The organism is Streptomyces sp. NPDC026659 (assembly GCF_040638245.1).
Taxonomy (GTDB): Bacteria; Actinomycetota; Actinomycetes; order Streptomycetales; family Streptomycetaceae; genus Streptomyces.
Window position 1 is genome coordinate 355,042 of the sequence record NZ_JBEZXY010000008.1, and the last position, 23,113, is coordinate 378,154.

22 protein-coding genes are annotated in these 23,113 nt (G+C 71.3%); 11 read left to right on the top strand and 11 right to left on the bottom strand.

All coding sequences use genetic code 11. The features are described 5' to 3' along the window. Positions 1 to 134 precede the first annotated feature (134 nt). Genes AB0E91_RS22120 through AB0E91_RS22130 form a run of 3 tightly spaced genes read right to left on the bottom strand, consistent with a single transcriptional unit; the run spans position 135 to position 2,790 of the window. Positions 135 to 1,151: an FAD-dependent monooxygenase gene (locus AB0E91_RS22120; RefSeq protein WP_361784414.1), complete on the bottom strand. Its 1,017-nt coding sequence runs from the start codon at positions 1,149 to 1,151 to the stop codon at positions 135 to 137. Next, positions 1,148 to 1,672: an isoprenylcysteine carboxyl methyltransferase family protein gene (locus AB0E91_RS22125; RefSeq protein ID WP_361784417.1), complete on the bottom strand. Its 525-nt coding sequence runs from the start codon at positions 1,670 to 1,672 to the stop codon at positions 1,148 to 1,150. The genes AB0E91_RS22120 and AB0E91_RS22125 overlap by 4 nt, the downstream gene beginning before the upstream one ends. A 59-nt stretch (positions 1,673 to 1,731) precedes the next feature. Beyond that, entirely contained in the window at positions 1,732 to 2,790 is a 1,059-nt protein-coding gene (locus tag AB0E91_RS22130; protein WP_361784420.1) for a 3-oxoacyl-[acyl-carrier-protein] synthase III C-terminal domain-containing protein, read from the bottom strand. A 131-nt stretch (positions 2,791 to 2,921) separates the two neighbouring features. Here AB0E91_RS22130 and AB0E91_RS22135 point away from each other — a divergent pair, with 131 nt between their 5' ends. Further along, positions 2,922 to 3,779: a UbiA family prenyltransferase gene (locus AB0E91_RS22135; RefSeq protein ID WP_361784423.1), complete on the top strand. Its 858-nt coding sequence runs from the start codon at positions 2,922 to 2,924 to the stop codon at positions 3,777 to 3,779. 307 nt (positions 3,780 to 4,086) lie between these two features. Further along, positions 4,087 to 4,569, top strand: a complete 483-nt coding sequence (locus AB0E91_RS22140; RefSeq protein WP_361784426.1) for a hypothetical protein — start codon at positions 4,087 to 4,089, stop codon at positions 4,567 to 4,569. 256 nt (positions 4,570 to 4,825) lie between these two features. Here AB0E91_RS22140 and AB0E91_RS22145 read toward each other — a convergent pair whose 3' ends face one another. From AB0E91_RS22145 to AB0E91_RS22155, 3 genes are read right to left on the bottom strand one after another with little or no spacing between them, the layout of a single operon-like run. After that, positions 4,826 to 5,770 (bottom strand): hypothetical protein, encoded by a 945-nt coding sequence (locus tag AB0E91_RS22145; protein ID WP_361784429.1) that lies wholly within the window; start codon positions 5,768 to 5,770, stop codon positions 4,826 to 4,828. Then, complete coding sequence (locus AB0E91_RS22150; protein WP_361784432.1) at positions 5,767 to 5,859, bottom strand: hypothetical protein; 93 nt, start codon at positions 5,857 to 5,859, stop codon at positions 5,767 to 5,769. Before AB0E91_RS22150 ends, AB0E91_RS22145 begins: the two co-directional genes overlap by 4 nt. Then, positions 5,823 to 6,788 carry a hypothetical protein gene (locus tag AB0E91_RS22155; protein ID WP_361784435.1) on the bottom strand — a complete coding sequence of 322 codons (966 nt, stop codon included), beginning with the start codon at positions 6,786 to 6,788 and terminating at the stop codon, positions 5,823 to 5,825. Before AB0E91_RS22155 ends, AB0E91_RS22150 begins: the two co-directional genes overlap by 37 nt. A gap of 568 nt (positions 6,789 to 7,356) precedes the next feature. On the opposite strand from AB0E91_RS22155, the gene AB0E91_RS22160 reads away from it, so the two are divergent. Continuing rightward, a complete protein-coding gene (locus tag AB0E91_RS22160) occupies positions 7,357 to 7,626 on the top strand; it encodes a hypothetical protein (protein ID WP_361784438.1) in 270 nt (89 codons plus the stop codon). Here AB0E91_RS22160 and AB0E91_RS22165 read toward each other — a convergent pair. The 3 genes from AB0E91_RS22165 to AB0E91_RS22175 all read right to left on the bottom strand — a co-directional run bounded on the left by AB0E91_RS22165 (position 7,602) and on the right by AB0E91_RS22175 (position 11,218). Then, positions 7,602 to 8,630, bottom strand: a complete 1,029-nt coding sequence (locus AB0E91_RS22165) for a hypothetical protein (protein ID WP_361784441.1) — start codon at positions 8,628 to 8,630, stop codon at positions 7,602 to 7,604. The two genes, AB0E91_RS22160 and AB0E91_RS22165, sit on opposite strands and share 25 nt — an antisense overlap. A gap of 346 nt (positions 8,631 to 8,976) precedes the next feature. Continuing rightward, positions 8,977 to 10,431, bottom strand: coding sequence for an SMI1/KNR4 family protein (locus tag AB0E91_RS22170; protein ID WP_361784444.1), 1,455 nt, complete (start codon positions 10,429 to 10,431; stop codon positions 8,977 to 8,979). Between the two features lie 364 nt (positions 10,432 to 10,795). Beyond that, complete coding sequence (locus tag AB0E91_RS22175; protein WP_361784447.1) at positions 10,796 to 11,218, bottom strand: secondary thiamine-phosphate synthase enzyme YjbQ; 423 nt, start codon at positions 11,216 to 11,218, stop codon at positions 10,796 to 10,798. A 148-nt stretch (positions 11,219 to 11,366) separates the two neighbouring features. Between AB0E91_RS22175 and AB0E91_RS22180 the strand changes: the two genes are divergently transcribed. The 5 genes from AB0E91_RS22180 to AB0E91_RS22200 all read left to right on the top strand — a co-directional run bounded on the left by AB0E91_RS22180 (position 11,367) and on the right by AB0E91_RS22200 (position 15,599). Beyond that, complete coding sequence (locus tag AB0E91_RS22180; RefSeq protein WP_313884353.1) at positions 11,367 to 11,450, top strand: putative leader peptide; 84 nt, start codon at positions 11,367 to 11,369, stop codon at positions 11,448 to 11,450. A 221-nt stretch (positions 11,451 to 11,671) separates the two neighbouring features. Next, a complete protein-coding gene (locus AB0E91_RS22185) occupies positions 11,672 to 12,547 on the top strand; it encodes an ABC transporter permease (RefSeq protein WP_361784450.1) in 876 nt (291 codons plus the stop codon). Continuing rightward, positions 12,520 to 13,275, top strand: coding sequence for an ABC transporter ATP-binding protein (locus AB0E91_RS22190; RefSeq protein ID WP_361784453.1), 756 nt, complete (start codon positions 12,520 to 12,522; stop codon positions 13,273 to 13,275). The genes AB0E91_RS22185 and AB0E91_RS22190 overlap by 28 nt, the downstream gene beginning before the upstream one ends. A gap of 129 nt (positions 13,276 to 13,404) precedes the next feature. Further along, positions 13,405 to 14,421 carry an ABC transporter substrate-binding protein gene (locus AB0E91_RS22195; RefSeq protein WP_361784456.1) on the top strand — a complete coding sequence of 339 codons (1,017 nt, stop codon included), beginning with the start codon at positions 13,405 to 13,407 and terminating at the stop codon, positions 14,419 to 14,421. 17 nt (positions 14,422 to 14,438) lie between these two features. Then, entirely contained in the window at positions 14,439 to 15,599 is a 1,161-nt protein-coding gene (locus AB0E91_RS22200) for an LLM class flavin-dependent oxidoreductase (protein WP_361784459.1), read from the top strand. Positions 15,600 to 15,758: 159 nt separating this feature from the next. Here the strand turns inward: AB0E91_RS22200 and mltG are convergent, their stop codons facing one another. Both mltG and AB0E91_RS22210 read right to left on the bottom strand, forming a co-directional pair. Continuing rightward, positions 15,759 to 16,643: an endolytic transglycosylase MltG gene (mltG, locus tag AB0E91_RS22205; RefSeq protein ID WP_361784461.1), complete on the bottom strand. Its 885-nt coding sequence runs from the start codon at positions 16,641 to 16,643 to the stop codon at positions 15,759 to 15,761. A gap of 68 nt (positions 16,644 to 16,711) precedes the next feature. After that, positions 16,712 to 18,514, bottom strand: coding sequence for an ABC transporter ATP-binding protein (locus tag AB0E91_RS22210; RefSeq protein WP_361784464.1), 1,803 nt, complete (start codon positions 18,512 to 18,514; stop codon positions 16,712 to 16,714). Between the two features lie 117 nt (positions 18,515 to 18,631). Between AB0E91_RS22210 and AB0E91_RS22215 the strand changes: the two genes are divergently transcribed. From AB0E91_RS22215 to AB0E91_RS22225, 3 genes are all read left to right on the top strand, one after another. Then, the gene (locus tag AB0E91_RS22215) at positions 18,632 to 19,081 is read left to right on the top strand and encodes a MarR family transcriptional regulator (protein ID WP_361110558.1); all 450 of its coding nucleotides are present in this window, start codon (positions 18,632 to 18,634) and stop codon (positions 19,079 to 19,081) included. 163 nt (positions 19,082 to 19,244) lie between these two features. Then, complete coding sequence (locus AB0E91_RS22220; RefSeq protein WP_361784468.1) at positions 19,245 to 21,110, top strand: ABC transporter ATP-binding protein; 1,866 nt, start codon at positions 19,245 to 19,247, stop codon at positions 21,108 to 21,110. Next, entirely contained in the window at positions 21,107 to 22,888 is a 1,782-nt protein-coding gene (locus tag AB0E91_RS22225) for an ABC transporter ATP-binding protein (protein WP_361784471.1), read from the top strand. Before AB0E91_RS22220 ends, AB0E91_RS22225 begins: the two co-directional genes overlap by 4 nt. Positions 22,889 to 23,113: the final 225 nt, after the last annotated feature.

Sequence of the window (23,113 nt, forward strand, 5' to 3'; positions counted from 1 at the left end):
GGTGCTTTATGGACTTATTCGAGCGAAGCGCACAGTAACAACGGCAAAGACGGTGGACCGTCTCGACACGCTCGCAACCACAGCCACGACGCCTGCCCCCGGCCTCGCACCTCAGCGCCGCCGGACGAAGTCCGTCAACGGAGCGCGTGCACCGCCGCCGCGAAGACCGGCGGCAACCGGGACGCCACGGGCACGATGAGCCGGGCGCCGACCGGATGGCCGCTTGCGGCCAGCAACGCCCCGGTCAGCAGTCGGTGGCGGCGCGTGGCCCGGGCCCACTCCCGCTCGTACCGCTCCGGCCGCCCGGCCGCGACACACCGTACGGCGGCCTCGGCCGTCGCCAGGGCGAGTGCGATGCCCTCACCGGTGAGCGCGTCCACATAGCCCGCCGCGTCCCCGACGAGCAGTACCCGGCCCTCGACCCTGCGCCGCACCCGCTGGCGCAGCGGCCCCGCACCTCGCACCTCCGTGGCGGGGGCCCCGTGCAGCGCGGCGGTGAGTGCCGGGAAACCGGCCAGATGCTCGTCGTACCCGCGGCGGACGCGGCTCAGTACCGCGACCCCCACCAGACCGTCGGCGACCGGGGTCACGTATGCCTCGCCCTGGCCGGACCAGTGGACCTCCACGAAGTCCGTCCACGGGGCGACGTGGTAGTGGCGGCGCAGTCCGTACCGGCCGCCCCACGTGCTGTGGGGCAGCTCCAGGCCGAGGCGGCGGCGGACGAGCGAGTGCAGGCCGTCGGCGGCGATCAGCCAACGCGCCGCGATCCCGGCGGCGGTGACGCCGTCCCGCGTCTGGCGCACTTCGCCGACCTTGCCGGGGACGATCCGTACGCCGAGGCCGAGGGCGCGCTCGTGCAGGGCGTGGTGCAGGGTCGTACGGCGGACGCCCAGCCCCGGCCGGTCGCGGAAGGGCGCTTCGGCGCGGCGGGGGCCGTCCACGTAGCGGATGCCGCGCAGTTCCCGGCCCGCCGGCTCCACGCCCAGCGCCCGGAGGGCGGCGACACCGCCGGGCATGACGCCCTCGCCGCACGCCTTGTCCACGGGCGCCGTGCGCGGCTCGACCACCACCGCGGTGAGCCCGGCCAGCGTGGCGTGCACGGCCGCCGCCAGCCCGGCCGGACCACCACCGGCCACCAGTACGTCGATCACGCCGGAACCGGTGTGCCGGCGGCGGCGAGCGCCTGGTTCTCGCAGCGGATGCGCACGGTCAGCACGGCGGCGTTCAGCATCGTGAAGACGACGGCGGTCACCCAGGCCGTGTGCACCAGGGGCAGTGCGATCCCCTCGGCCACCACGGCCACGTAGTTCGGGTGCCGCAGCAGCCGGTACGGCCCCCGGGTCACCAGCGGCAGGCCCGGTACGACGATCACGCGGGTGTTCCAGCGCGGTCCGAGCGTCCCGACGCACCACCACCGCAATGCCTGCGCGGCCACCAGCACGGCCAGCATCGACCAGCCGAGCGCGGGCACGAACGGCCGCCCGCCGAGCCACACTTCGAGCGGACAGCCCGCCAGGAGACCCACGTGCAGGGCGACCATCGCCGGATAGTGCCCGTCACCCGCCACGATCGCCCCGCGTGACCTGCTCCACTGCTCATTACGGCGGGCCACGACCAGTTCGGCGACCCGCTCACCCGCGACGGCGGCCACCAGCAGCGCGTACCAGATCATGTGTCCTCCTGTCGTGCCCGTGCCCGTGCCCGTGCCCATGCCCATGCCCATGCCCGTGCTCACCAGCTCAGCAGCACCAATTCGCAGGCCAGCCCCGGCCCGACGGCCAGCAGCAGTCCCGGAGTGCCGGGCGGCGGGCGGCGTTCGGTGAGGGTGTCGCGGAGTACGTGGAGCACGGAGGACGAGGAGAGGTTGCCGACTTCGGCCAAGTGGCGCCAGCTGAAGTGGAGTTCCTCGGCGGGGAGGTCGAGCGCCTCGGTGGCGGCCTCCAGGATGCGGGGGCCGCCGGGGTGGCACACCCAGGCCGTCACGTGCTGTGGCTTCAGGCCGTGGTCGCCGAGGAACTCCCGTACGTCGTCGGCCAGATGGTGACGGAGCGCCTGCGGGATGTCCGGATCGAGGACGACCTTGAAGCCGGAGTCCCCGATGTCCCAGCCCAGCGCACCGACCGCGTCCGGGTACAGACGGCTGCGGGCGTCCACGACCGTGGGGCCCGTGAACGCGTCCGCGCGGTCGGCCCCGCAGGCCACCACGGCGGCGGCGCCGTCACCGAAGAGGCCGGTGGCGACCAGGTTGGCCGTGGAGACGTCCCCGCGTTGGAAGGTGAGCGAACACAGCTCGACCGACAGCAGCACCGCCACCTGCTCGGGGCGCCCCAGCAGGAAGTCGTGCACGCGCGCCAGGCCGGCCGCTCCCCCGGCACAGCCAAGACCGAACAGCGGTACCCGCCGCACGTCCGGCCGCAGCCCGAGCCGGCCCGCCACCCGCGCGTCGACGGACGGGACGGCGACCCCGGTGACCGACGTGAAGACCAACAGGTCCACGTCGGCCGCCGACAGCCGGGCGGCACGCAACGCGTCCCGGGTCACACGGGCACCGAGGTCCGTGGCGGCGGCGATGTAGAGGTCATTGGCGGCGCCGAAGCCGTCCAGCGTCTCGTACCGGTCGAGCGGCAGCGTCATGTGGCGGGCGCGGACCCCGGCATTGCGGTGCAGGCGGTCCAGCACCTGGCGGTCGGCGCCCTGCGGCAGACAGGCGCCGGCCACCATGTCGGTGATCTCGGCCTGGGCGAAGCGGTACGGAGCGAGGGCACCGCGCACGGCTGCGATCCGCGTCATGACGCTCCCGTACGTCGACCGATCCGGGTGGACTCAGCAGCCCTTCCCGGGGCGGCCGGCCCGGCACCAGAGATCGCCCGTCCGGCCGTTCCCGATCGTGGCGTGCTCGGCGGGGCTCCTAGGATCGCCGGATGGTGACTCCCGAGCAGTCGACGATCCTGGTTCGTACGACCTCCGCCCTGGCCGGGGCGTGCCACCCCGGCCCCTTGGTGGCGGTCACCGCGCTGACGGCGGCGCTTGCCGTGACGGCAGGGCAGGAGCCGGGCTTGTGCCTGCTCACCACCGGCGCCGTGCTCACCGGGCAGCTCTCCATCGGCTGGTGCAACGACGCCGTCGACGCGCGCCGGGACAGCGCCACGGGCCGCCGGGGCAAGCCCGTCGCGGACGGCGCGATCGAGGCCGGGCAGGTGTGGACGGCTGCCTGTGCCGCGCTGGCCGTGTGCGTGCCGCTCTCCTTTGCCTGCGGGTGGTCGGCGGGCGCCGTGCATCTGACCGCCGTCGCGGCCGCGTGGGCGTACGACCTGCGGCTCAAGGCGACCCGCTGGTCCTGGGCGCCGTACGCGGTGGCCTTCGCCGCGCTCCCTGCCTTCGTCACGCTGGGTCTGCCGGAGCGGCCGTGGCCCGCCTGGTGGGTCCTCGCCGCCGGTGCGCTGCTGGGTGTCGGCGCCCACCTCGGGAATGTGCTGCCGGACATCCGGGGCGACGTGGCGACCGGCGTACGGGGCTGGCCGCAGCGGCTGGGCCCCGGCCGGGTACGGCTGCTGCTGCCGGTGCCCCTCGTCACCGCGTCGGCCCTGCTGGCGCTCGGGCCCGCCGGCCCGCCCGGCGCCCGGCAGGTGGCCGCGCTGGCGGGTGCCGGGCTGATCGCGGTGGCCGGGGCGGTACTGGGCCGCCGCAGGGAGCGGGCCGCGTTCACGACGGCGGTCGCCGTGGCGGCGCTGGACGTGGCGCTGCTGCTGGGCGGCGGCCTCAGGACCGGGACATCCTGAGACCGTCGGAACCGCATTCGTAGCGGCGCCCCGGGACCGAAGTACGCGACGTGTTGTCACGGCCTGTGCCGTGGTGCTCCGCAACGGGCAGAGACGGCTGGCGCGTTTGCAGCGTGATCTCCTGAGCGGTGGTCGCACGGCAGCGATGCCGATGGCAGTGACGGCGGGGGGCGGCGGCTGCTCGCCTGGCTTCCCGGCCTGCAGGACGCTGAGCTGAGGCACGGCGGGCGGCTCCCCCGACTCGCTCCCGTCAGCCAGGCGATTTCCCGCGTGACGGGCCGGACCGCCAGCCGGTAGAACCCGACGCGTGACTATCTTCTACTGCACCAAGTGCGGGACCGCGCTCACCGGCGACCTGATGGCTCTGCCCACGGTCCCGGACGTCGACGACCCGGACGACGGCCGGGACAGGAAGACCGGGCGGGCCCGCTCCACCGTCCCGCACGGGCACTACGCCATCGACCCCGACCCGTGGGGCGCGCCCTTCGCCCCTGCCGCCACACCCCGCCAACACCCCCGCAGCTCGGGCCGCGAACTGCTGCGGACCGACACCGGGACCACCATCTCCGCGGGCCGGCGCGACAGCGTCGTCATCCACCCCGACGACGTCCTGCCCCGCCTCACCCCCTTCACCTGCGGGAACAACTGGACCGGATGCTGTGGCCCCACCGGCGCGCACGGCCCCAACCTGGCCTGCGCCTGCGGCTCACGCCTGGCCACCTGGGCCGCCGATTGCCTGGGCCCCAATGAACTCCACCTCGATCCCGTCCGGGTCTACGCCTGGCACTAGGGGGTGTCTCCCCGATCTTCGTGGATCAGCCCGCGGCGTCTGGTGCGGTGCCTCGGTGTGCGGTCGAGTCGTCCTCGTACTGGACGTACTTGGGCGATTCGGCCGTGCGGCGAGGTGCCGTGCCAGGCGTCGCGGGCCCGCGAAGATCGGGGAGACACCCCCTAGGGCGGAGACGCCGAGGACACCCTTGACGGCGCGTAGTCCCAGGTCGTGATCCTGCCGTCTGTGAGGAAACGCTCGGCGAGGAGCGATTTTTTCACCTGAAGTCTGCTCGGTCGACATCTGAACCATCTGACAGGCGACGGGATTTGGCGATGCGTCGGCCCAGCGGATCGTAGGCATACCGCCACCGGCCCTCCTCGGGCATGACAACCTCGACGAGCCGGTCCTCCGCGTTCCAGGCGTACGCCCATGTTTTCGTCTGCCCGCTCAACAGCTTGCGGATCTTGCAGGTTCGACGGCCTTGGGAGTCGCAGGTGTACGTGGTGCCACCCGCCCGTCGGACACGCATGCCGTCGACGTCACGATCACCGGCGGCGGCGTGGGCGCCTGCGGCTACTTCGGTGAGGTTGCCCACGCTGTCGTATACGTAGGTCTCGTTCCAGCCGTGGGCTCGTACACCCGTCACTCGCCCCGTGGAGTCGAGATCGAAGCGGCGCGTGCCCATCGTGAGCTCTCGGATCTCGGCCAGATGGCCGTCGGCGTCATGGGCGTATGTGCGGTGCTGCAACAGATTGCGCGCACCTGTGGTGAGCGACTGGCCGGTGAGGCGATCGACCGGGTCCCAGTGCTGGGTCAGGGTGACGTCACTGCCTGTCTGACGTTGCGTCTCGCGCCCTGCCGCATCGTGAGTGAAGGCCAGCACTCCTGCGTCGGAACGCATCTCTGTCGGCCTGCCCGCGGGGTCATAAGTCCAGTGGGACGCCGACCCCACTGGGGTCACACGGAGAATCCGCCGGCCAAGGACATCGTAGGTGTACGTAATGGCGCGGCCGTTGAGAGTCTCGCTCAGCACACAGCCCATGGCATCTCGGGTGAGAACGACGTCGGCGTCCGCGTTCACCGCCCGGGCCAGCCGCCCGTCCGCGGCATAGGCGAATGTCGTGACGCCATCCGTCTCTGAGCGTTGCTCCACAAGCCGGCCCAGCGCATCCCGTGTGAGGTGCAGCGTCTGCCTGGCACCGTTGGTCCGCGCTTTCACCCTGCCCAACGCGTCGTATGTGTATGTGACCGTACATGACCGAGTTCGTCCGTCACGGAATTCGGCAAACCCGCAGCGTTGAAGGCCATTGTGCGGGTGCGACCCAGGGCGTTTGTGATCGTGGTCGGGCGACCCTCCCTCCCATTCGTGTACCGGCTCTCGGCCCAGTCGGGTCCACGGTGCCAAGCAGATTGCCCCGATCGTCATACGTGTGCCGCCAGACCGCCCCGCCCGGCTCGACCACCTCGGTCGGCAGGCCGAGGGCGTCATAGGCGGCCCGCGTCACCGACCCGTCGGGCAGAACGAGTTCAGCCGGATTTCCTGCGCCGTCGTAGACGTACCTGGTGATGTGGCCGAGAGCGTCGGTGACCGTCAGTGGCTTGTCCCCCTGTTCGTCCCACTCCGTGCGGGTGACGTGCCCGAGCGCGTCCGTCTCCTCCACCACCAGCCCGTTGTCGTTGTAGCGGTGGCCCGAGGTGTGGCCCTGGGAGTCTGTGTACGTCGTCGTGCGGGTGGTGTCGTCGTAGGTCAGCGTGCCGGAGAGGATGCCGTCGACGCCGTCGGTGCGGATCACCCGGCCGCGGTCGTCGTAGATGTAGGAGAAACAGGTGCCGTTGCGGTCGGTCCAGCGGGTGACGCGACCATCGGTGTCGTAGGTGAAGCGCAGGGGCTTGTCGCTGGAGTTGATGACCTCGGTGAGGTTGCCGGCGGTGTCGTAGGCGTAGCGCATGACGAGGGTGCCCTGGTCGGGCGTGGTGTCCCGGTGGTAGCGGGATGGGGGTTCGTCCAGGAGGCGCAGGGCGGTGATGCGGGGGCCCTGGGTGTCGACGGCGAGGTAGTAGCCGCCGGAGTGGCGGATGCCGAAGGGGATGCCGTCGTCGTCGCGTTCGATGTCGACGCGGTTGCCGTTGCGGTCGGTCCAGGAGTCGAGGGCCAGGTGGAAGACGCCGAAGGTGGGTGAGGGGACGGGGGCGGCGGAGGTGCGGACCACGCCCGTCGCCGGGTCGGTGACCGTCATCGCGCTATCGGGTTCGCCGTCCCATTCCAGGGGCCGTCGAGGACACGCATAGGCAATGCGTCGGCGATTGGCCGCCCATCGAGCTCCACGGTCCGACCGCGACGAGGACCGCGCAGGTGTGGACGTCGCATCACGGGCAACCCTGCGACGGTTGACCCAGGGCGGCACAATTGCGCCATCCACATCAGCCCAGGAAACTCAACCGCACCTGACGGTCCGCATTATCGACATTCGTGTCCACCAATCTCCGTTAAGACAACCCTGATGGTAGCTGCGCCGGAGTTCCGCCCGCTGCCAATGGGGAGGCGGTCGACCCACGACCTGAGCACGGTCGCCCAAGCACCTACCGGGCAGCCCGTCACGGGCCTATGAGTTGACTCCCTGCCGCTCGGCACTGTGCCCGCACTGCCCCTATGACGGGGGCATGACTGGACGAGTCCGACCAGGCGGAAGGCCTCGCGGGCAGCGTAGCGTTTGAGGCATCGGACGATGTCGCGTCGGGTCTTGACCTACGGCGCTCTCCTCAGCCCGCCGCAGCACCGGAGCGATGACCCCGACGCCCCCGTACATGACCTCACCGTCCGGCACGCGCCCCCAACGTCCCAGCAGCTCCACCACGATCCTGGGCAACTCGGCGAGCCATGCCACCCCGGCCTCCCCCTCGCGGTCGACGGTGCTCCGCGCGAACTCCTCTGGCATCGCGACCACCCGGCACCCTACGCGCGAGCCCGCCTCAGCCACCAAGCCCGAACTGGCCGCTGACACCGCCCGGCAGACCGCGCACTACGAAGCTCGCGGTCTACAACTGGAGTACTACCGGTGGGCAGCGCCCGAGTAGAACTCGGCGAGAGTGTAGAAGGCTTCCTTCGGCTCCCAAGGCATACCGGGATAGGCCCGGACGGACTCCCCGTCCGGCGTCGTACCGTCCAGCATCTTCACGATGCCGTACGAGCCGAGATCCAGATCCGTGCGCGGGTCGGCCCGGTGCGGCAGTTCGAAGCCGGCGAAGCTGAACCAGAAGGTGGTGTCGATGCCCTCCTCCTGGAACAGCGGAAGGAGATCGCGCATGTACCGGACCTGCTCGCCTTCGTCGCGCACGGTGCCCGCCCGGACGAGCCCGTCCGCCTCGATCACGGTCCATCCACCGGCACCGAAGTCGGCCGCGCCCCGGTAGGCGCAGCAGCCCGCCTCGGTGACCGCGACCGGCTTTCCGTGAGCGAAGTACTGCCGGATCTGATCACGGTAGTTGGCCGCGTTCCGGCTGTTGCGGTACGCATCCACACCGACGATGTCGAACGGCGTCCAGTCGATGTGCTCGATGGGAATGGACGCGTACGAGACCTGGCCACCAAACCGCGGCCGGACGGCCTCGACCACCTCTTTCAGAAAGGCATTGACCCTGCCGGGAATCTCCTTGAGCGCCGCTTCCCGCTCCATCGGCGCCGCACGAAGGGTGTGCATGCGGTCGTTGAAGGTCTCCCCGGGAAGGTAGCCGACGGCGAACAGACTGATCTCGCAACCAGTGACCAAGACGACCTCCGCCCCGGCACGGCGCAGCGCCTCGGCCCGGTCGGCGCAATCGACGAAGTACGGCAGCATCTCCTCGTTCGTCATCTCACAGGGGAACGGCGAGAACCACACCTCCAACCCGGCCGCGGCCGCGTGCCCGGCCGCCGTGCTCAGCCGCTCGGGATCACCGCCGGTGATGCGCACCGTGTTGCAGCCCAGGTCGTGCGCGATGACGCGCATGTCACGTGCCACAACGCCAGACTCGAATGTCTTACGGGTCGTGTCCCCACTCGGGAACGTCCCCGTGTCGTACTGCACGCCCTTGCCCCGCATCGCGACTCCTCCGCCAATTCATGGGCCCGGCTGATGTCGCAGGCCGCCACCTCGACTCTGTTCCCTCCAGCGGCTGGAAGGTCAAGGGCAGGCTGGTGCGCAGCGAGTCCGCGCCTCAACTACCGACCGGTTGAGGCGGCACCGAGGGACCAACAACAGGCAGCCCAACAGCCACGAAGATCACGATCTACGGCTGGAGTACTGATGGGCACGGATCGTCGCCGCATCACCGCGGCCACGGCATCAGGCCAATGCGTCCACTCCGACCACGCGTCGCATCCCCGAGGTTCGCGTCGCACAGGTTGGCACCGTCGTCTTGGCGCTCGCCGGTCTGCCTCCTGCGCGCTCAGAGGCTGCCGACAATGCGGAGCGCGTCGTCGGTGTCCAGGCAGAGTCGCGAGGCCAGGGCGAGGGCGTCGTCGAAGGTGACGCCGGCTCCGGTCAGACGGGCGGCGGCCAGGGCGGGCGGTACGTTGCCGGAGTCGATCAGCGCGGCCCACTGCTGCTGAGTGAGGGCGAGGTAGCGCAGGTTCGGAAGGCCGCCCAGGACGGCCAGGTCGGGGATGTCGGCGCGGGAGAGATCGAGGCCGTGCAGGTTGGGGGCGGTACACAGCGGAGTGAGGTCCGCCGGGGCGGTGGTGCTCAGGTCGAGTGACGCAAGGTGGGGGTGGCCTGCGAGCGGGGTGAGGTCGCCGCCGTCGAGGACGACACGGAGGGACTCGACGGGCAGGCCCCGCATCGGCATCAGATCGACGGTGGTCGCACGGTTGAGGTGCAGACGGCGGAGACCGGGCGCGGCGAGGAGCGGGCTCAGGTCGACGATGCCGTCGACGTCGTTGATGTGGATGGCCTGGAGGGTGGGCGGGACCTCGTCCGGGATGGGGCCGCCGATGTTCTGCTGGGGGCCGAGGTCGCAGGCAGGCAGGCGTAGGGAGATGTGTTCGTCGCACTTCTCGTAGGAGCACTGCTCCAGCAGTTCCAGGTGCTGTTGGAGCAGGGAGGTGATGGAGTCGGCGACGTACACGGGGCCGTCGTCGTAGTCGCGGCCGGTGGCGATGACCTGGCCCGGCCGCCCTTCCCGGGCCGGGGCCATGTCGACGGCGAGGTAGTTGCCGTCCTCGCCCGTGGCGAATCGGATCCAGTCGGGGTGACCGCCGCACCGTCGGACGGTACCGGCGGGGGTGGTGTCGAAGACGACGGCGTCCCACTCCAGGTCCCAGCCGAACCAGGGACGGTCCTGCCACTCGCGCCAATCGGTGTATTCGGCGACCAGGCTCTCCAGGGACAGCCAGCCGTTGTTCTCGAGAAGGTAGCGGTGCCGGTACCCGATGCCGTCCCCGTCGGCGATCAGGTACAGCGCCCGCAGGTCGGCCGGCAGCCGACGGCCGATGCGGCGTTCGGCGTCGTCGAGCGCGGCCACGGTGACGGGCGGCGGCAGTTCCTCGGCGTGCCCGAGGATGGCGGCACGCCGCTCCAGGTAGTTGCGGAACCTCGTCGCGGCCAGCTCCGGGTCCCCGGCCGGGGCGGCGGTACCCGCCTCCTGTCGGAGGCCTGGCTGCGGAAGGCGGTAGTCGCGGTCCAGGACGACCTCGTACCCGCCATGCTGTTCGGTCACGCGACCGATGGCATCCGTGAACGTGACGAGCTGGTACTCGCCGGAGGGCCGGCAGTCCATCTCCCAGCTGACGGGTTCCCAGCCGCGGTCCTTGCGTATCAACTCCGCAAGCTGCATCAGCAGGGGGTGGATCTCGGGCAGTCCCATGGCGGCGCGCGCGCCGGGGACGGTGTAGCCCCCCGTCATTCCGCTTCCGCCACGGCCTGCACGACCCGAGAGCACGGCCCGCGTCCAACCCTTCGGCGCGTTCGCGACGATCTGTTCGGCCATGCGGCGGGCCGCCTGCTCAACCATGTGCTGCCGCTCCCGTTCTGTCGACGACATCGGCCATCCTGGCAGGCACCACTGACATCACGGCGGTCAGCGCCCTGCCGTCCAAAAGGCGTTCAACGGCTTCTCGGACCGAGTGAGCTTCGGTCAGTGCGGCACGGTGGCGGCGAACGACCCGGTCGAGCAGGAGAAGACCGGTGCCGCCCAACCCTGCCCAGAGCTGGGTCTCTCTCACTTGGTGCGGCCGGACATCACTCCTACAGTGTCGGCAGACGTAGCCCTACCCGAGGAACGACAGGCGGACCTGACGGTTTGCATTGTCGCGATTCGTGTCCACCAGACACACGGACTGCCACGTCCCCAGCGCCAGTCGGCCGTCGATCACCGGGAGGGTCGCGTGGGGTGGGACGAGGGCGGGGAGGACGTGGTCGCGGCCGTGGCCGGGGCTGCCGTGGCGGTGCTGCCAGCGGTCGTCGGCGGGGAGCAGGGTGTGGAGGGTGGCGAGGAGGTCGTCGTCGCTGCCGGCTCCGGTCTCGAGGACGGCGATTCCGCAGGTCGCGTGCGGGACGAAGACGTTGAGCAGTCCGTCGCGGCCGTGCGCCGCCTCGCGCAGGAAGTCCTCGCACTCGCCGGTGAGATCGACGACCCGCTCGCGGGAACCGGTGGCGATGTTGAGCACGCGCGTGGTGAAGGCATCTGACATTCCCTCATCCTCACCCGGACACGGGACTTCACGCGCCCCGACGCGACCGACTCCGTCACGGGCGAGGCGTGCCCGTTCTCCGGTACGTACGGTCCATCAGGCGAGACACCATTGACCCGCGACCGGCCATCTGGCTACTTTCACCGGCATGTTGCGTTCAGCCCTGCTCACCACGCGCGGTCACATCGACCTGCTGCGGGTGGCCTCCGCCGCGTGTCGTCGCGGCCGCTGACGCCCTTCCCGCTCCTTTTCCCGCACCGCCGCACCGCACCGCCCCGCTTCGCCAGGGCGGCCCCTGCGGCATCCGCAGGCGGTGCCCACGCGGTACCCGTACGCCGTGCTCGCGTACCCCTCGTGACCACGTGCCCGGCGTCGTCGTCCGGTCCGGTGACGCCTGATCCGGACCGGCACGGAACCGCGTCCCGCGCCCCACCTCACCTCCGTGGAGCACCCATGAGCATCAGCCATGCCCCACCCAGCGCCCATGATCCGGATACGTCCGGCATATCCGCTCCGCTCGCGCCCGACGCCCTCCAACGTCTCGTCCCCGACTCGTCCCGCCGTGCCCGCGTCCCGCGCTGGCTGCGCCGCACCACCGGCCCCCTTCTGCTGCTTCTTCTGTGGCAACTCCTCAGTTCGACTGGGGTGTTGACGCCCGATGTGCTCGCCTCGCCGGGACGGATCGCGCGGGTCGGCGCCGACCTCGTCGGGGACGGTTCGCTGCCCTCGGCCGTCGCGACCTCGCTGGGCCGGGTGGCGGCGGGGCTGGTCTTCGGCACCGTGATCGGCGTCGGACTCGCCCTGGGCTCGGGGCTGTTCCGGATCGGGGAGGACCTGGTGGACGCCCCGGTGCAGATGCTGCGGACGGTGCCGTTCGTCGGTCTCATCCCCTTGTTCATCATCTGGTTCGGCATCGGCGAGACCCCGAAGATCGCCATCATCACGCTCGGCGTGACCTTCCCGCTCTACCTCAACGTCTACGCCGGCATACGCGGTGTCGACTCCCAACTCATCGAGGCGGGCGAGTCGTTGGGCCTGTCCCGCTGGGGGCTGGTACGCCATGTCGTCCTTCCGGGCGCGCTGCCCGGCGCCCTCACCGGACTGCGTTACGCGCTCGGCGTCTCCTGGCTCGCCCTGGTCTTCGCCGAACAGGTCAACGCCGACTCCGGCATCGGCTTCCTGATGGTCCAGGCGCGGGACTTCCTGCGGACCGACGTGATCGTGGTCTGCCTCATCGTCTACGCCTTCCTCGGCCTGCTCACCGATTTCGTCGTCCGCTCCCTCGAAAGGCTGCTGCTGCAATGGCGACCGACATTCACGGGCCGGTGAGTCCCGCGAAGACCGGGCTCTCCCAGGTCGTACGTGTCGAGGGACTGACCCGCTCCTTCGACGGCCGCGCCGTCGTCGTCGACCTCGCGCTGGACATCGCGCCCGGCGAGTTCGTCGCGCTGCTCGGCCGCAGCGGCTGCGGCAAGTCGACGCTGCTGCGCGTCCTGGCCGGACTGGACCGGGACATCGAGGGGACCGTCCTCGTGCCGCGCCGCCGGGCCGTCGCCTTCCAGGCGCCCCGGCTCATGCCCTGGAAGAAGGTGTGGCGCAACGTCGTCCTGGGTCTGCCGGGCAGGCCCGAACGCGCCCTCGCGGAACGCGTCCTGGAGGAGGTGGGTCTCGGGCACCGCGCCGACGCCTGGCCGAAGACGCTCTCCGGCGGCGAGGCCCAACGGGCCTCCCTCGCCCGCGCCCTGGTGCGCGAACCCGATCTTCTGCTCCTCGACGAGCCCTTCGGCGCGCTCGACGCGCTGACCAGGATCAAGGCCCAGCGGCTGGTCGGCGAGGTGTGGCGGCGCCGGGGCTGCGCGGTGCTGCTCGTCACCCACGACGTCGAGGAGGCCGTCCTGCTCGCCGACCGCGTGCTGGTGATGGACGGCGGCCGCGTCGCCCACGAACAGCGGGTCGCGCTCGACCGGCCGCGCGACATCACCGACCCCCGGTTCGCGGAGATCCGCGCGGGCCTGCTGGAACGGCTCGGCGTCGACACGGCCGCCGAAGCCGCCTGACTGCCACTGTCCCGGGCCGCCCCGACCGGACCCGACCGGCCACGGCGTGAAAACGCCTCGCGCACACCCCGTACCCACACCCTCGTACCCACGCCTTCGTACCCACCTCCGTACACGAACGGAACCGCCATGCGACGACGCCTGCTCCCCGCCGCGCTGCTCCTCCCCCTCTCCCTCCTGGTCACCTCCTGCGGTGGCGACGCGACCGCCGGGACGGGGGACGGCACCGACGGTTCGGGGTCCGTCACCCTCGCCGTCGGTGACCAGAAGGGCGGCTCCGAGGCCGTCCTGCGGGCCGCCGGAGAGCTGAAGAACCTGAAGTACCGCATCAAGTGGTCGACCTTCACCTCCGGGCCGCCCCTGCTCGAAGCCGTCAACGCCAAGGCCGTCGACATCGGCGGTGTCGGCAACACGCCACCCGTCTTCGCGGCCGGTGCCGGTTCCAAGATCGCGGTGGTGGCCGCCCAGCACGGCACCTCGCTCGGCGACGCCATCCTCGTGCCGAAGGGCTCGAAACTCACCGCTCCGAAGCAGCTCAAGGGCCGGTCGGTGGCCGTCGCACAGGGCTCGTCCGCGCACTACCAGCTGGTCGCCTCCCTCAAGGCGGCCGGGCTGACCCTCAAGGACGTCGAGGTCAAGTACCTCCAGCCGGCCGACGCGCTCGCCGCGTTCAACTCCGGCAAGGTCGACGCCTGGGCGGTCTGGGACCCGTACACCTCCCAGGTACTCCAGGCCAAGCAGGGGCGGGTGCTCACCACCGGCGAGGGCGTCACCAACGGGCTGGCCTTCCAGGTGGCCGCGCCCGGCGCGCTGCGCGACCCGAAGAAGGCGGCCGCCATCAAGGACTACCTGGCCCGGCTGCGGCGCGCGCAGGTCTGGGTCCACGACCACCAGCAGGAGTGGGCCAAGGTGTGGGCGAAGGACACCGGACTGCCCTACGAGGTGGCGCTCGCCTCCGTACGGCGTACCAACTCCACCCGCGTCTCGGTCGCCGTCGACAAGCCCCTCGTCGCCTCCGAGCAGCAGATCGCCGACACCTTCACCGCCCTGGGGCTCATCCCGAAGAAGGTCGACTTCGGCGACTTCGTGGACACGCGCTTCAACGGCGATCTGCCCCCGTCGACCACCGCCCCGGCCCGGAACTGACACAGGAGGAATCCGAGATGACCGTACGACTGCACTGGTTCCTGCCCACGGGCGGCGACGGCCGGACTCTGGTGGACCGCCACGCCTACGGCCCGAACGGCCAGGCCGGCCGCAAGACGCCCGGACTGCGCCCGCCCGACATCGAGTACCTGGCGCAGATCGCCAAGGCCGCCGAACGGCTGGGCTTCGAGGCGGTACTGACGCCGACCGGCACCTGGTGCGAGGACGCGTGGCTGATCACGGCCGCCCTCTCCCAGCACACCGAACGGCTCAAGTTCCTGGTGGCCTTCCGCCCCGGGCTGCTCTCCCCGACCCTGGCCGCGCAGATGGCCGCCACCTATCAGCGGGTGACGCGGGGCCGCCTGCTGCTCAACGTGGTGACCGGCGGCGACTCCTCCGAACAACGCCGCTTCGGCGACCACCTCGACCACGACCGCCGCTACGAGCGCACGGACGAATTCCTGTCCATCGTGCGCGGCGTCTGGCGGGGTGAGCCGTACGACTTCCATGGCACCCACTACCAGGTGGACGGCGGCCTCACCGCGCTCCCGCCCGACCCGGTGCCGGAGGTGTTCTTCGGCGGCTCCTCGCAGGCCGCCGGTCCCGTGGCCGCCCGGCACGCCGATGTGTATCTGACCTGGGGGGAGCCTCCCGCCCAGGTGAAGGAGAAGATCGACTGGATTCGCTCGCTGGCCGAACGCGAGGGCCGCACCGTCCGCTTCGGCGTCCGGCTGCACACCATCTCCCGGGACTCCTCCGCCGAGGCGTGGGCCACGGCCAACCGGCTGCTCGACGACCTCGACGCCGACACCGTCGCCGCCGCACAGGCGGCGCTCGGGCGCAGCGAGTCGGTGGGGCAGCGCCGGATGCTGGAGCTGCACGGCGGCTCCCGCGACCAGCTGGAGATCCACCCGAATCTGTGGGCCGGTGTCGGCCTGGTGCGCGGCGGCGCGGGGACCGCGCTGGTCGGCAGCCACGCGGAGGTGGCCGACCTCATCGAGGAATACCACGCCCTCGGCATCGAGCACTTCGTCCTCTCCGGCTATCCCCATCTGGAGGAGGCGTACTGGTTCGGCGAGGGCGTCATCCCCGAACTCGCCGCGCGCGGCCTGCTGGACGGTACGGCGGCCGAGGGCTCCGGCGGTGGCGCCCCGCTGCTGGTGGCGGGCGGCCGCTGACACCTGCGGGCGGCGGGCGGCCGGAGTCGGTCAACGGGCGGCGGGCGGCCGGAGTCGGTCGACTGGCGGCGGGCGGCCGGAGTCGGTCGACTGGCGACTGGCGGGTCCGGGGGCATCGCCCTGCTGAACCGGCCCGCCCGCCGCACCGTCCGCTCAGCCTCAGTGGGGCGTCTGCGCCGCCGGTGCCCCGTGCGGGCTGCCGCTCGGCGTGCCCGGGTGTGCGGTGGCCGTCCGCTGTTCGTTGAACTCGGTCACATTGCGCATGTGCTCGATGTAGTCGGAGGTGAAGCGGGTGTCCCCGGGCTTGACCGTGACGAAGTACAGCCAGTCGCCCCTCGGCGGACTGAGCACGGCCCGCATCGCGTCCTCGCCGGGGTTCCCGATCGGGGTGGGCGGCAGCCCCATGCGCTGGTAGGAGTTGTACGGACTGTCGATGCGGGTGTCGTCGGTGCTGGTGCGCAGGACGTGGCGGTCGAGCGCGTAGTTGAGGGTGGCGTCCATCTGGAGCGGCATCCCGCGCTCCAGCCGGTTGAACACGACCCGGGCCACCTTGCCCATGTCGGCCTTGTTCCCGGCCTCGGCCTGGACGATGCTCGCGATGGTGACGGCCTGGTAGACGTTCAGCGCGTTGCGCTGGGCCCCGGCGGCGACGGGCGCGGCGTTGAACCTCTCGTTGGCGGTGTCGACCATCATCCGCAACAGCGATTCCGCCGTGGTGCCCTTCCGGAGGGGGTAGGTGGCGGGGAAGAGATAGCCCTCGGGGTTGCCCTCGGCGTCGTTCGACAGCTTCAGCCCGGCGTGGGGTGCGGCCTTGCGGGTGGTGCCCGGTTTCAGTTCGAGGGCCTTGTCGACGGCGTCGTAGATCTGGCTCGCACGCCAGCCCTCGGGGATGAGCAGGGTCGCCGTTTTCGACGCCCCGCTGAGGAGGCCGATCAGCGACACCGCCACGGCGGTGCCGGCCAGAACGGTGCCGACCCCGGCGAGGGCGAGTCTGCCCCGGCGCGTCAGTCGCATCGTGCTCCGTGACGGAGTGTTGATGTTCATGCGGGCAAGGTAATACGCGTATCACCTCATTCTCCGCATATCGCCTGATCGCATGCTCCCGTCGCGCGTCAGGTGACGGGGGCCAGCTGGGCATCCCTCCGCACGAGGGCCGCGTAGCGTCCGTCCTGGTCGAGCAGCTCCTCGTGCGTGCCACGCTCGGCTATGCGGCCGGAGTCGAGGACGACGATCTGGTCGGCGTCGCGGACCGTGGACAGGCGGTGGGCGATCGTGATGGTCGTCCGGTCGGCCGACAGGACGTCGATGGCCTCCTGGACGGCGGCCTCGGTGCGGGTGTCCAGGGCGCTGGTCGCTTCGTCGAGGATCAGGACCGGCGGATTGCGCAGGATGGTGCGGGCGATCGCCAGACGCTGCTTCTCGCCACCGGAGAAACGGTGTCCGCGCTCTCCGACGACCGTGTCGTACCCGTCGGGCAGTGCCGCGATGTGGTCGTGGATCTGGGCGGCCCGGGCGGCTTCGTGCAGTTCCTCGTCGGTGGCGTCCGGTTTGGCGAAGCGGAGGTTGTCGGCGACCGAGGCGTGGAAGAGGTACGTCTCCTGGGATACGACGCCGACCGCGCGGGCGAGGGTGTCGAAGTCGAGGTCACGGACATCCACCCCGTCCAGGGTGACGCGGCCGCCGGTGACGTCGTACAGCCGAGGGACCAGATAGCCGAGCGTGGACTTGCCGGCACCGGTGGGTCCGACGACGGCGAGGCCGCTCCCGGCGGGCACGATGAGGTCGATGCCGTCGAGGACGGCGCCGCCCTTGCCGTCGTAGCGGAACTCGACGTTCTCGAAGCGGACCTCGCCTCTGATCTTGTCGAGGTGGACGGGCCGGGCGCGTTCGGTGATGTCGATCGGCAGGTCCAGGTACTCGAAGATGCGCTGGAAGAGGGCCAGCGAGGTCTGAATCTGGACGCCGGTCGCCAGCAGGCTCACGGCAGGACGGAACAGGCCCTGCTGGAGGGAGACGAAGGCGACGAGCGTGCCGAGCGAGACCTCGGGTCCGCCGAACCGGAGCGCCAGACCGGCGGCCCAGTAGATGACGGCGGGCATCGCGGCCATCACGATCGTGATCACGGCCATGCGCCAGCGTCCGGCCATGCTCGATCTGACCTCGAGATCGACCAGGCCCTCGGACTCCGCCGCGAAGCTTGCCGTGAGGGATTCCGAGCGGCCCATGGTGCGGCCGAGCAGGATGCCGCTGACGGACAGCGATTCGGTGACGGTGGCGGCCATCGCGGCCATCTGTTTCTGTCGCCGGGTGGTGATTCTCTTGCGTTCCTCGCCGACGCGGCGGCTGATCCAGACGAAGACCGGCAGCAGGACCAGGGAGACGACGGTGAGGCGCCAGTCGAGCGCGACCATGGCGACGACGGTGGCGATGACGCTGGTGGCGTTGGACACCAGCGAGGTCGCCGTGGAGGTGACCGTGGCCTGCATTCCGCCGATGTCGTTGGCGATGCGGGACTGCACTTCGCCGGTGCGGGTGCGGGTGAAGAAGGCGAGCGACATCCGCTGAAGGCGGCCGTAGACGGCGGTGCGCAGATCGTGCATGACGCGCTGGCCGACGGTGGTCGAGATCAGGGTCTGCAGGACACCGAAGACGCTGGAGAGGACCGCGCTGAGGATCATGCCGAGCGCGAGGAGGCTCAGCAGCCCGGTGCGGCGCTGCGGGATGGCGACGTCGAGGATCTCCCTGAGGAGGAACGGCGTGGCCACGGAGACCAGCGAGGCCGCCCCGACCAGCAGGGCGACGATCGCCAGCCGCCCGCGATAGGGGCGGAAGAGTTTCAGGATGCGACGCACCTGCCGGGGCTGCTGCCCTGAATCGGCAGGTGGGTTCCAGGTGACTTCACGTTCGGGCTTCATGGGCTCCTACGAGGATGGGAAAGGGCCGGCCACGCGGACCGGCCGACGATGACTCGAAGAGCATAGCTCATTGTTACCTATATTCACAATGAACAGGGTCCTGATATTGTTCCCGGCATGAACACCCCCGACCCCGAAAGCGCTCTCGCGGAGCAGTTGCTGCGGCTCACCCGCCGGGTGCACCGCATCCAGAAGCGCCACCTGGAGCAGCGCGATCTGGGCGTCACTCCGGCCCAGTCCCGACTGCTGCGCGTCCTCACTCACTACGACTCGCCCCCGCGTATGGCCGATCTGGCCGAGCGTCTGGAGGTGGTGCCCCGCGCGGTGACGACCCTGGTCGACGGGCTGGAGGCGAGCGGCAAGGTACGCCGGATGCCGGACCCGGCGAACCGCAGAGTGACCCGCATCGAGTTGACGGACGAGGGCCGCGCGACCCTGCGCGAACTGCGCGGCGCACGCCGCTCCGCGGCCGAGGAGATCCTCGCCCCGCTCACCGACAAGGAGCGACAGCTGCTCGGCCTGCTGCTGGACACGCTGATGGACGGGGATCTTCCCAAACCCTGCTGAACAGCGGGCGTCCCGACAGGTATCGGAACGGCGGGCGGTGCGGCTCCGTGGAATCTCACGGAGGACCGGGAAAACCGGTTGAAATTCACCCCCGAGCGAGGCGACCCTTTCACGGCTTGCCGCCGTCTGTTGCCCTCCTCCGGACACGAGCCACTGGGACGCCATGCAGATCCAAGACCTTCCGTACTCCGATCCGGGCATGGCCGACGCACGCTCGGGTCCGCACCTGCTGTGGTGGCTCTTCCGGAACCAACGGGGCGGCCAGCTCAAGGCGTTGCTCTGGGGCATGCTGCACTTCTCCGCCGTCTGCGCCCTGCCCTTCTGCGTCGGACTGGCCGTCGAGGCGGCCGTGAAGGGCTCGGCCGCCGGGCTCCTCCGGACGGGCGGCCTACTGCTCCTCTGCGGCACGTGCGTCGCCGTCGGCGACACCTTCCTGCACCGGGCCGCCGTCACCAACTGGATCACGGCGGCCGCCAGGCTCCAGCAACTGCTGGCGCGCAAGGCCGCACATCTGGGATCCGCGCTGACCCGCCGCGTCGCGGCGGGCGAAGTCGTGGCCGTCTCCACCGGCGACGTGGAGAAGATCGGCTGGTTCGTGGAGGCCGTCTCCCGTTTCACCGCCGCCGCGCTGACGGTCGTCCTCGTCTCTGTCGCCCTCATCGCCTATCAGCCCGCTCTCGGTGTGGTCGTTGCCGTGGGTCTTCCCCTCGTGGCTCTCGCGGTGCTGCCACTGCTCCCCCGCGCCACGCGCCGCGCCGACATTCAGCGCGAGAAGGCGGGCCGGGCCACCGAACTCGCCTCGGACACCGTCGCCGGGCTGCGCGTGCTGCGCGGCATCGGCGGCGAGGAACTGTTCCTCACCCGCTACCGCAGCGCCTCGCAGGAGGTGCGGCACGCCGCGGTGCGCAGCGCCCGCATGTGGTCGCTCATCTCCGCGATCCAGGTGGTGGTGCCGGGCCTGCTGCTGATCGCGGTGGTCTGGTACGGCGTCCAGCTGGCCCACGAGGGCCGGGTGACGGTCGGTGAACTGGTCACCGTCTACAGCGCGGTCATGATCCTCAACTATCCGATGCGCCACTTCGAGGAGATCGCGATGGCCTTCTCCTTCTCCCGCCCCTCCGCGACGCGTGCGGCACGCGTCCTGTCCCTCCGGCGTCCGACGGACGCGGAGGGCACGGGTGCCGGCGGCACGGACACCGGCGAGGTGCCGGGAGGCGACCTGCACGACCCCCTCACCGGGCTTCTCGCCCCCGCCCGCCGGTTCACGGCGGTGGTGTGCGGCGACCCGGACGCGGCGGGCGAACTCGCGGCCCGTCTGGGCGGCCATCCCGCCGAACCGGGGCCGTCGGTACTGCTCGGCGGTGTCGCGCTGAACGACCTCCCTCTCGACCGGGCCCGCACCGCGGTCCTCGTCCAGGACAAGGACCCGGTGCTGCTGTCCGGCTCGCTGCGGGAGCTGCTCGACGTGCCCGCCTCCGGCACCGTCCGGGCCGAGGACGCGCTCGCCGCCGCCCAGTGCGACGACGTCCTGGACGCCCTGGCCCAGGCCTCACTCGACGCCTCGGACCCCATGGACACCCGCATCACCGAACGCGGGCGCTCCCTGTCGGGCGGCCAGCGCCAGCGGCTGGCCCTGGCCAGGTCGCTCGTCACGGACCCGGAGGTACTGGTCCTGGACGAACCGACCTCGGCCGTGGACTCGCACACCGAGGCGCGGATCGCCGATGGGCTGCGCGGACTCCGCTCCGGCCGCACCACTGTGGTGTTCACCTCCTCGCCGCTCCTGCTGGACCGCGCGGACAGCGTGGTCTTCCTCCACGAGGGCACCGTCGCCGCGACCGCTCCGCACCGCGAGCTGATCGCCACCGACCCGCGATACCGGGCCGTGGTGACGCGCGAGACCGAGGACGAAAAGGACGGAAGCGCCCGCGACGGCACCACTGATCCGACCGGCCCGCTGGAACGGGCCGACGGCGACGCCCTGCTGGGCGAACTCGACCGGCTCGAAGAGATCGAGGAGAGCGCATGATCGGCGTCGCGCCACCGGCGTACGACCCGGCGGCCCCGAAGACCACGACCACCCTCCCCGTCGGCGCGGCCTCGACGGTGCGCGCCTACGTCGCCGAGTTGTTCCACAGGCACCGCCGGGCCTTCCTGATCCTCATCGGCGTCAACACGATCGCCGTCATCGCCTCCATGGTCGGCCCGTATCTGCTCGGCAGCCTCGTGGAGCGGGTGTCGGACGACGCCCGCGACCTGCGTCTGGGGCCGACGGTCGGCCTGTTCGTGATCGCGCTGGCCGTGCAGGCCCTGTTCGTCCGCCAGGTGCGGCTGCGGGGCGCGATGCTCGGCGAGCGCATGCTCGCCGACCTGCGCGAGGACTTCCTCGTCCGCTCGGTGGGGCTGCCGCCGGGCGTGCTGGAGCGGGCGGGGACCGGCGACCTGCTCTCCCGGATCACCACCGACATCGACCGCCTGGCCAACGCCATGCGGGAGGCCGTACCCCAGTTGGCCATCGGCGTCGTCTGGGCGCTGCTGCTGCTCGGCGGCCTCGTCGTGACGGCTCCCCCACTGGCGGCCGCCGTCCTGCTCGCGGTGCCGGTACTGGTCGTCGGGTGCCGCTGGTACTTCAAGCGCGCCCCCTCGGGCTACCGCTCGGAGTCGGCCGGATACGCCGCCGTCGCCGCCGCCCTCGCGGAGAGCGTGGACGCGGGCCACACCATCGAGGCGCACCGCCTGGGCGCCCGCCGGGTCGCCCTGTCGGACCGGCGGATCAAGGAGTGGACCGCGTGGGAGCGGTACACGCTCTGGCTGCGCTCGGTGCTCTTCCCGGTGATCAACGCCGTGCACATCATCGTGCTCGGCTCGGTGCTCATGGTCGGTGGCTTCTTCGTCCTGCGGGGCTGGATCGACGTGGGGCAGCTGACGACGGGCGCCCTGATCGCCCAGATGCTGGTCGACCCGGTGAACCTGATCCTGCGCTGGTACGACGAGGTGCAGGTCGCCCAGGTGTCCCTGGCCCGCCTGGTCGGGGTGCGGGACATCGAGCCGGAGGCCGGCGAGGCCACACTCACCCCCGACGGCCGCGACGTCCACGCGGACCGCGTCCACTTCGGCTACCGCGAGGGCGTCGACGTGCTGCGCCAGGTGTCCCTGGAGGTCGCACCGGGCACCCGGCTGGCCCTGGTCGGCCCATCCGGCGCGGGCAAGTCCACGCTGGGCAGGCTGCTCGCCGGTATCTACGCGCCCCGCGACGGACACATCACACTGGGCGGTGCCGAACTGTCCCGGATGCCGGCCGAGCGGGTCCGCTCGCACGTCGCCCTCGTCAACCAGGAGCACCACGTCTTCGTCGGTTCCCTGCGCGACAACCTGCTGCTGGCCCGTGCCGGGGCGGAGGACGCGGCGCTGTGGGCGGCGCTCGGCGCGGTCGACGCGGACGGCTGGGCCCGCGCGCTGGACGACGGACTCGACACCGAGGTGGGCTCCGGCGGGCTGGCGCTGACCCCGGCGCAGGCCCAGCAGATCGCGCTGGCCCGGCTGGTGCTGGCGGACCCGCACACGCTGGTCCTGGACGAGGCGACCTCGCTCCTGGACCCGCGCGCCGCCCGCCATCTGGAACGCTCGCTGGCCCGTGTCCTCGACGGCCGCACCGTGGTCGCCATCGCGCACCGGCTGCACACCGCCCACGACGCCGACGTGATCGCCGTCGTGGAGAACGGCCGCATCAGCGAGCTCGGCAGCCACGAGGACCTGGTCGCGGCGGACGGGGCCTACGCGGCCCTGTGGCGGTCCTGGCACGGCTGATGTCGCGGCCGCAGGGCTCGGCCCGCCCCGGTGACCGGGCGGCCGTCGGTGCCCGCCGACACCCGCGACGGCATGCCGCCCGGCCCCGCGCCGGACGGTGTGCCGTTGCGCGGTCCCGAACAGGGATGGAAGGCTGGACGGGGAGACCGGTTCGGGGGACGCCGGGGGACGGTCCGGTCCTCGCCGTGTGACACCCGCGCCGACGGGCCACCGCGCCACGCGATG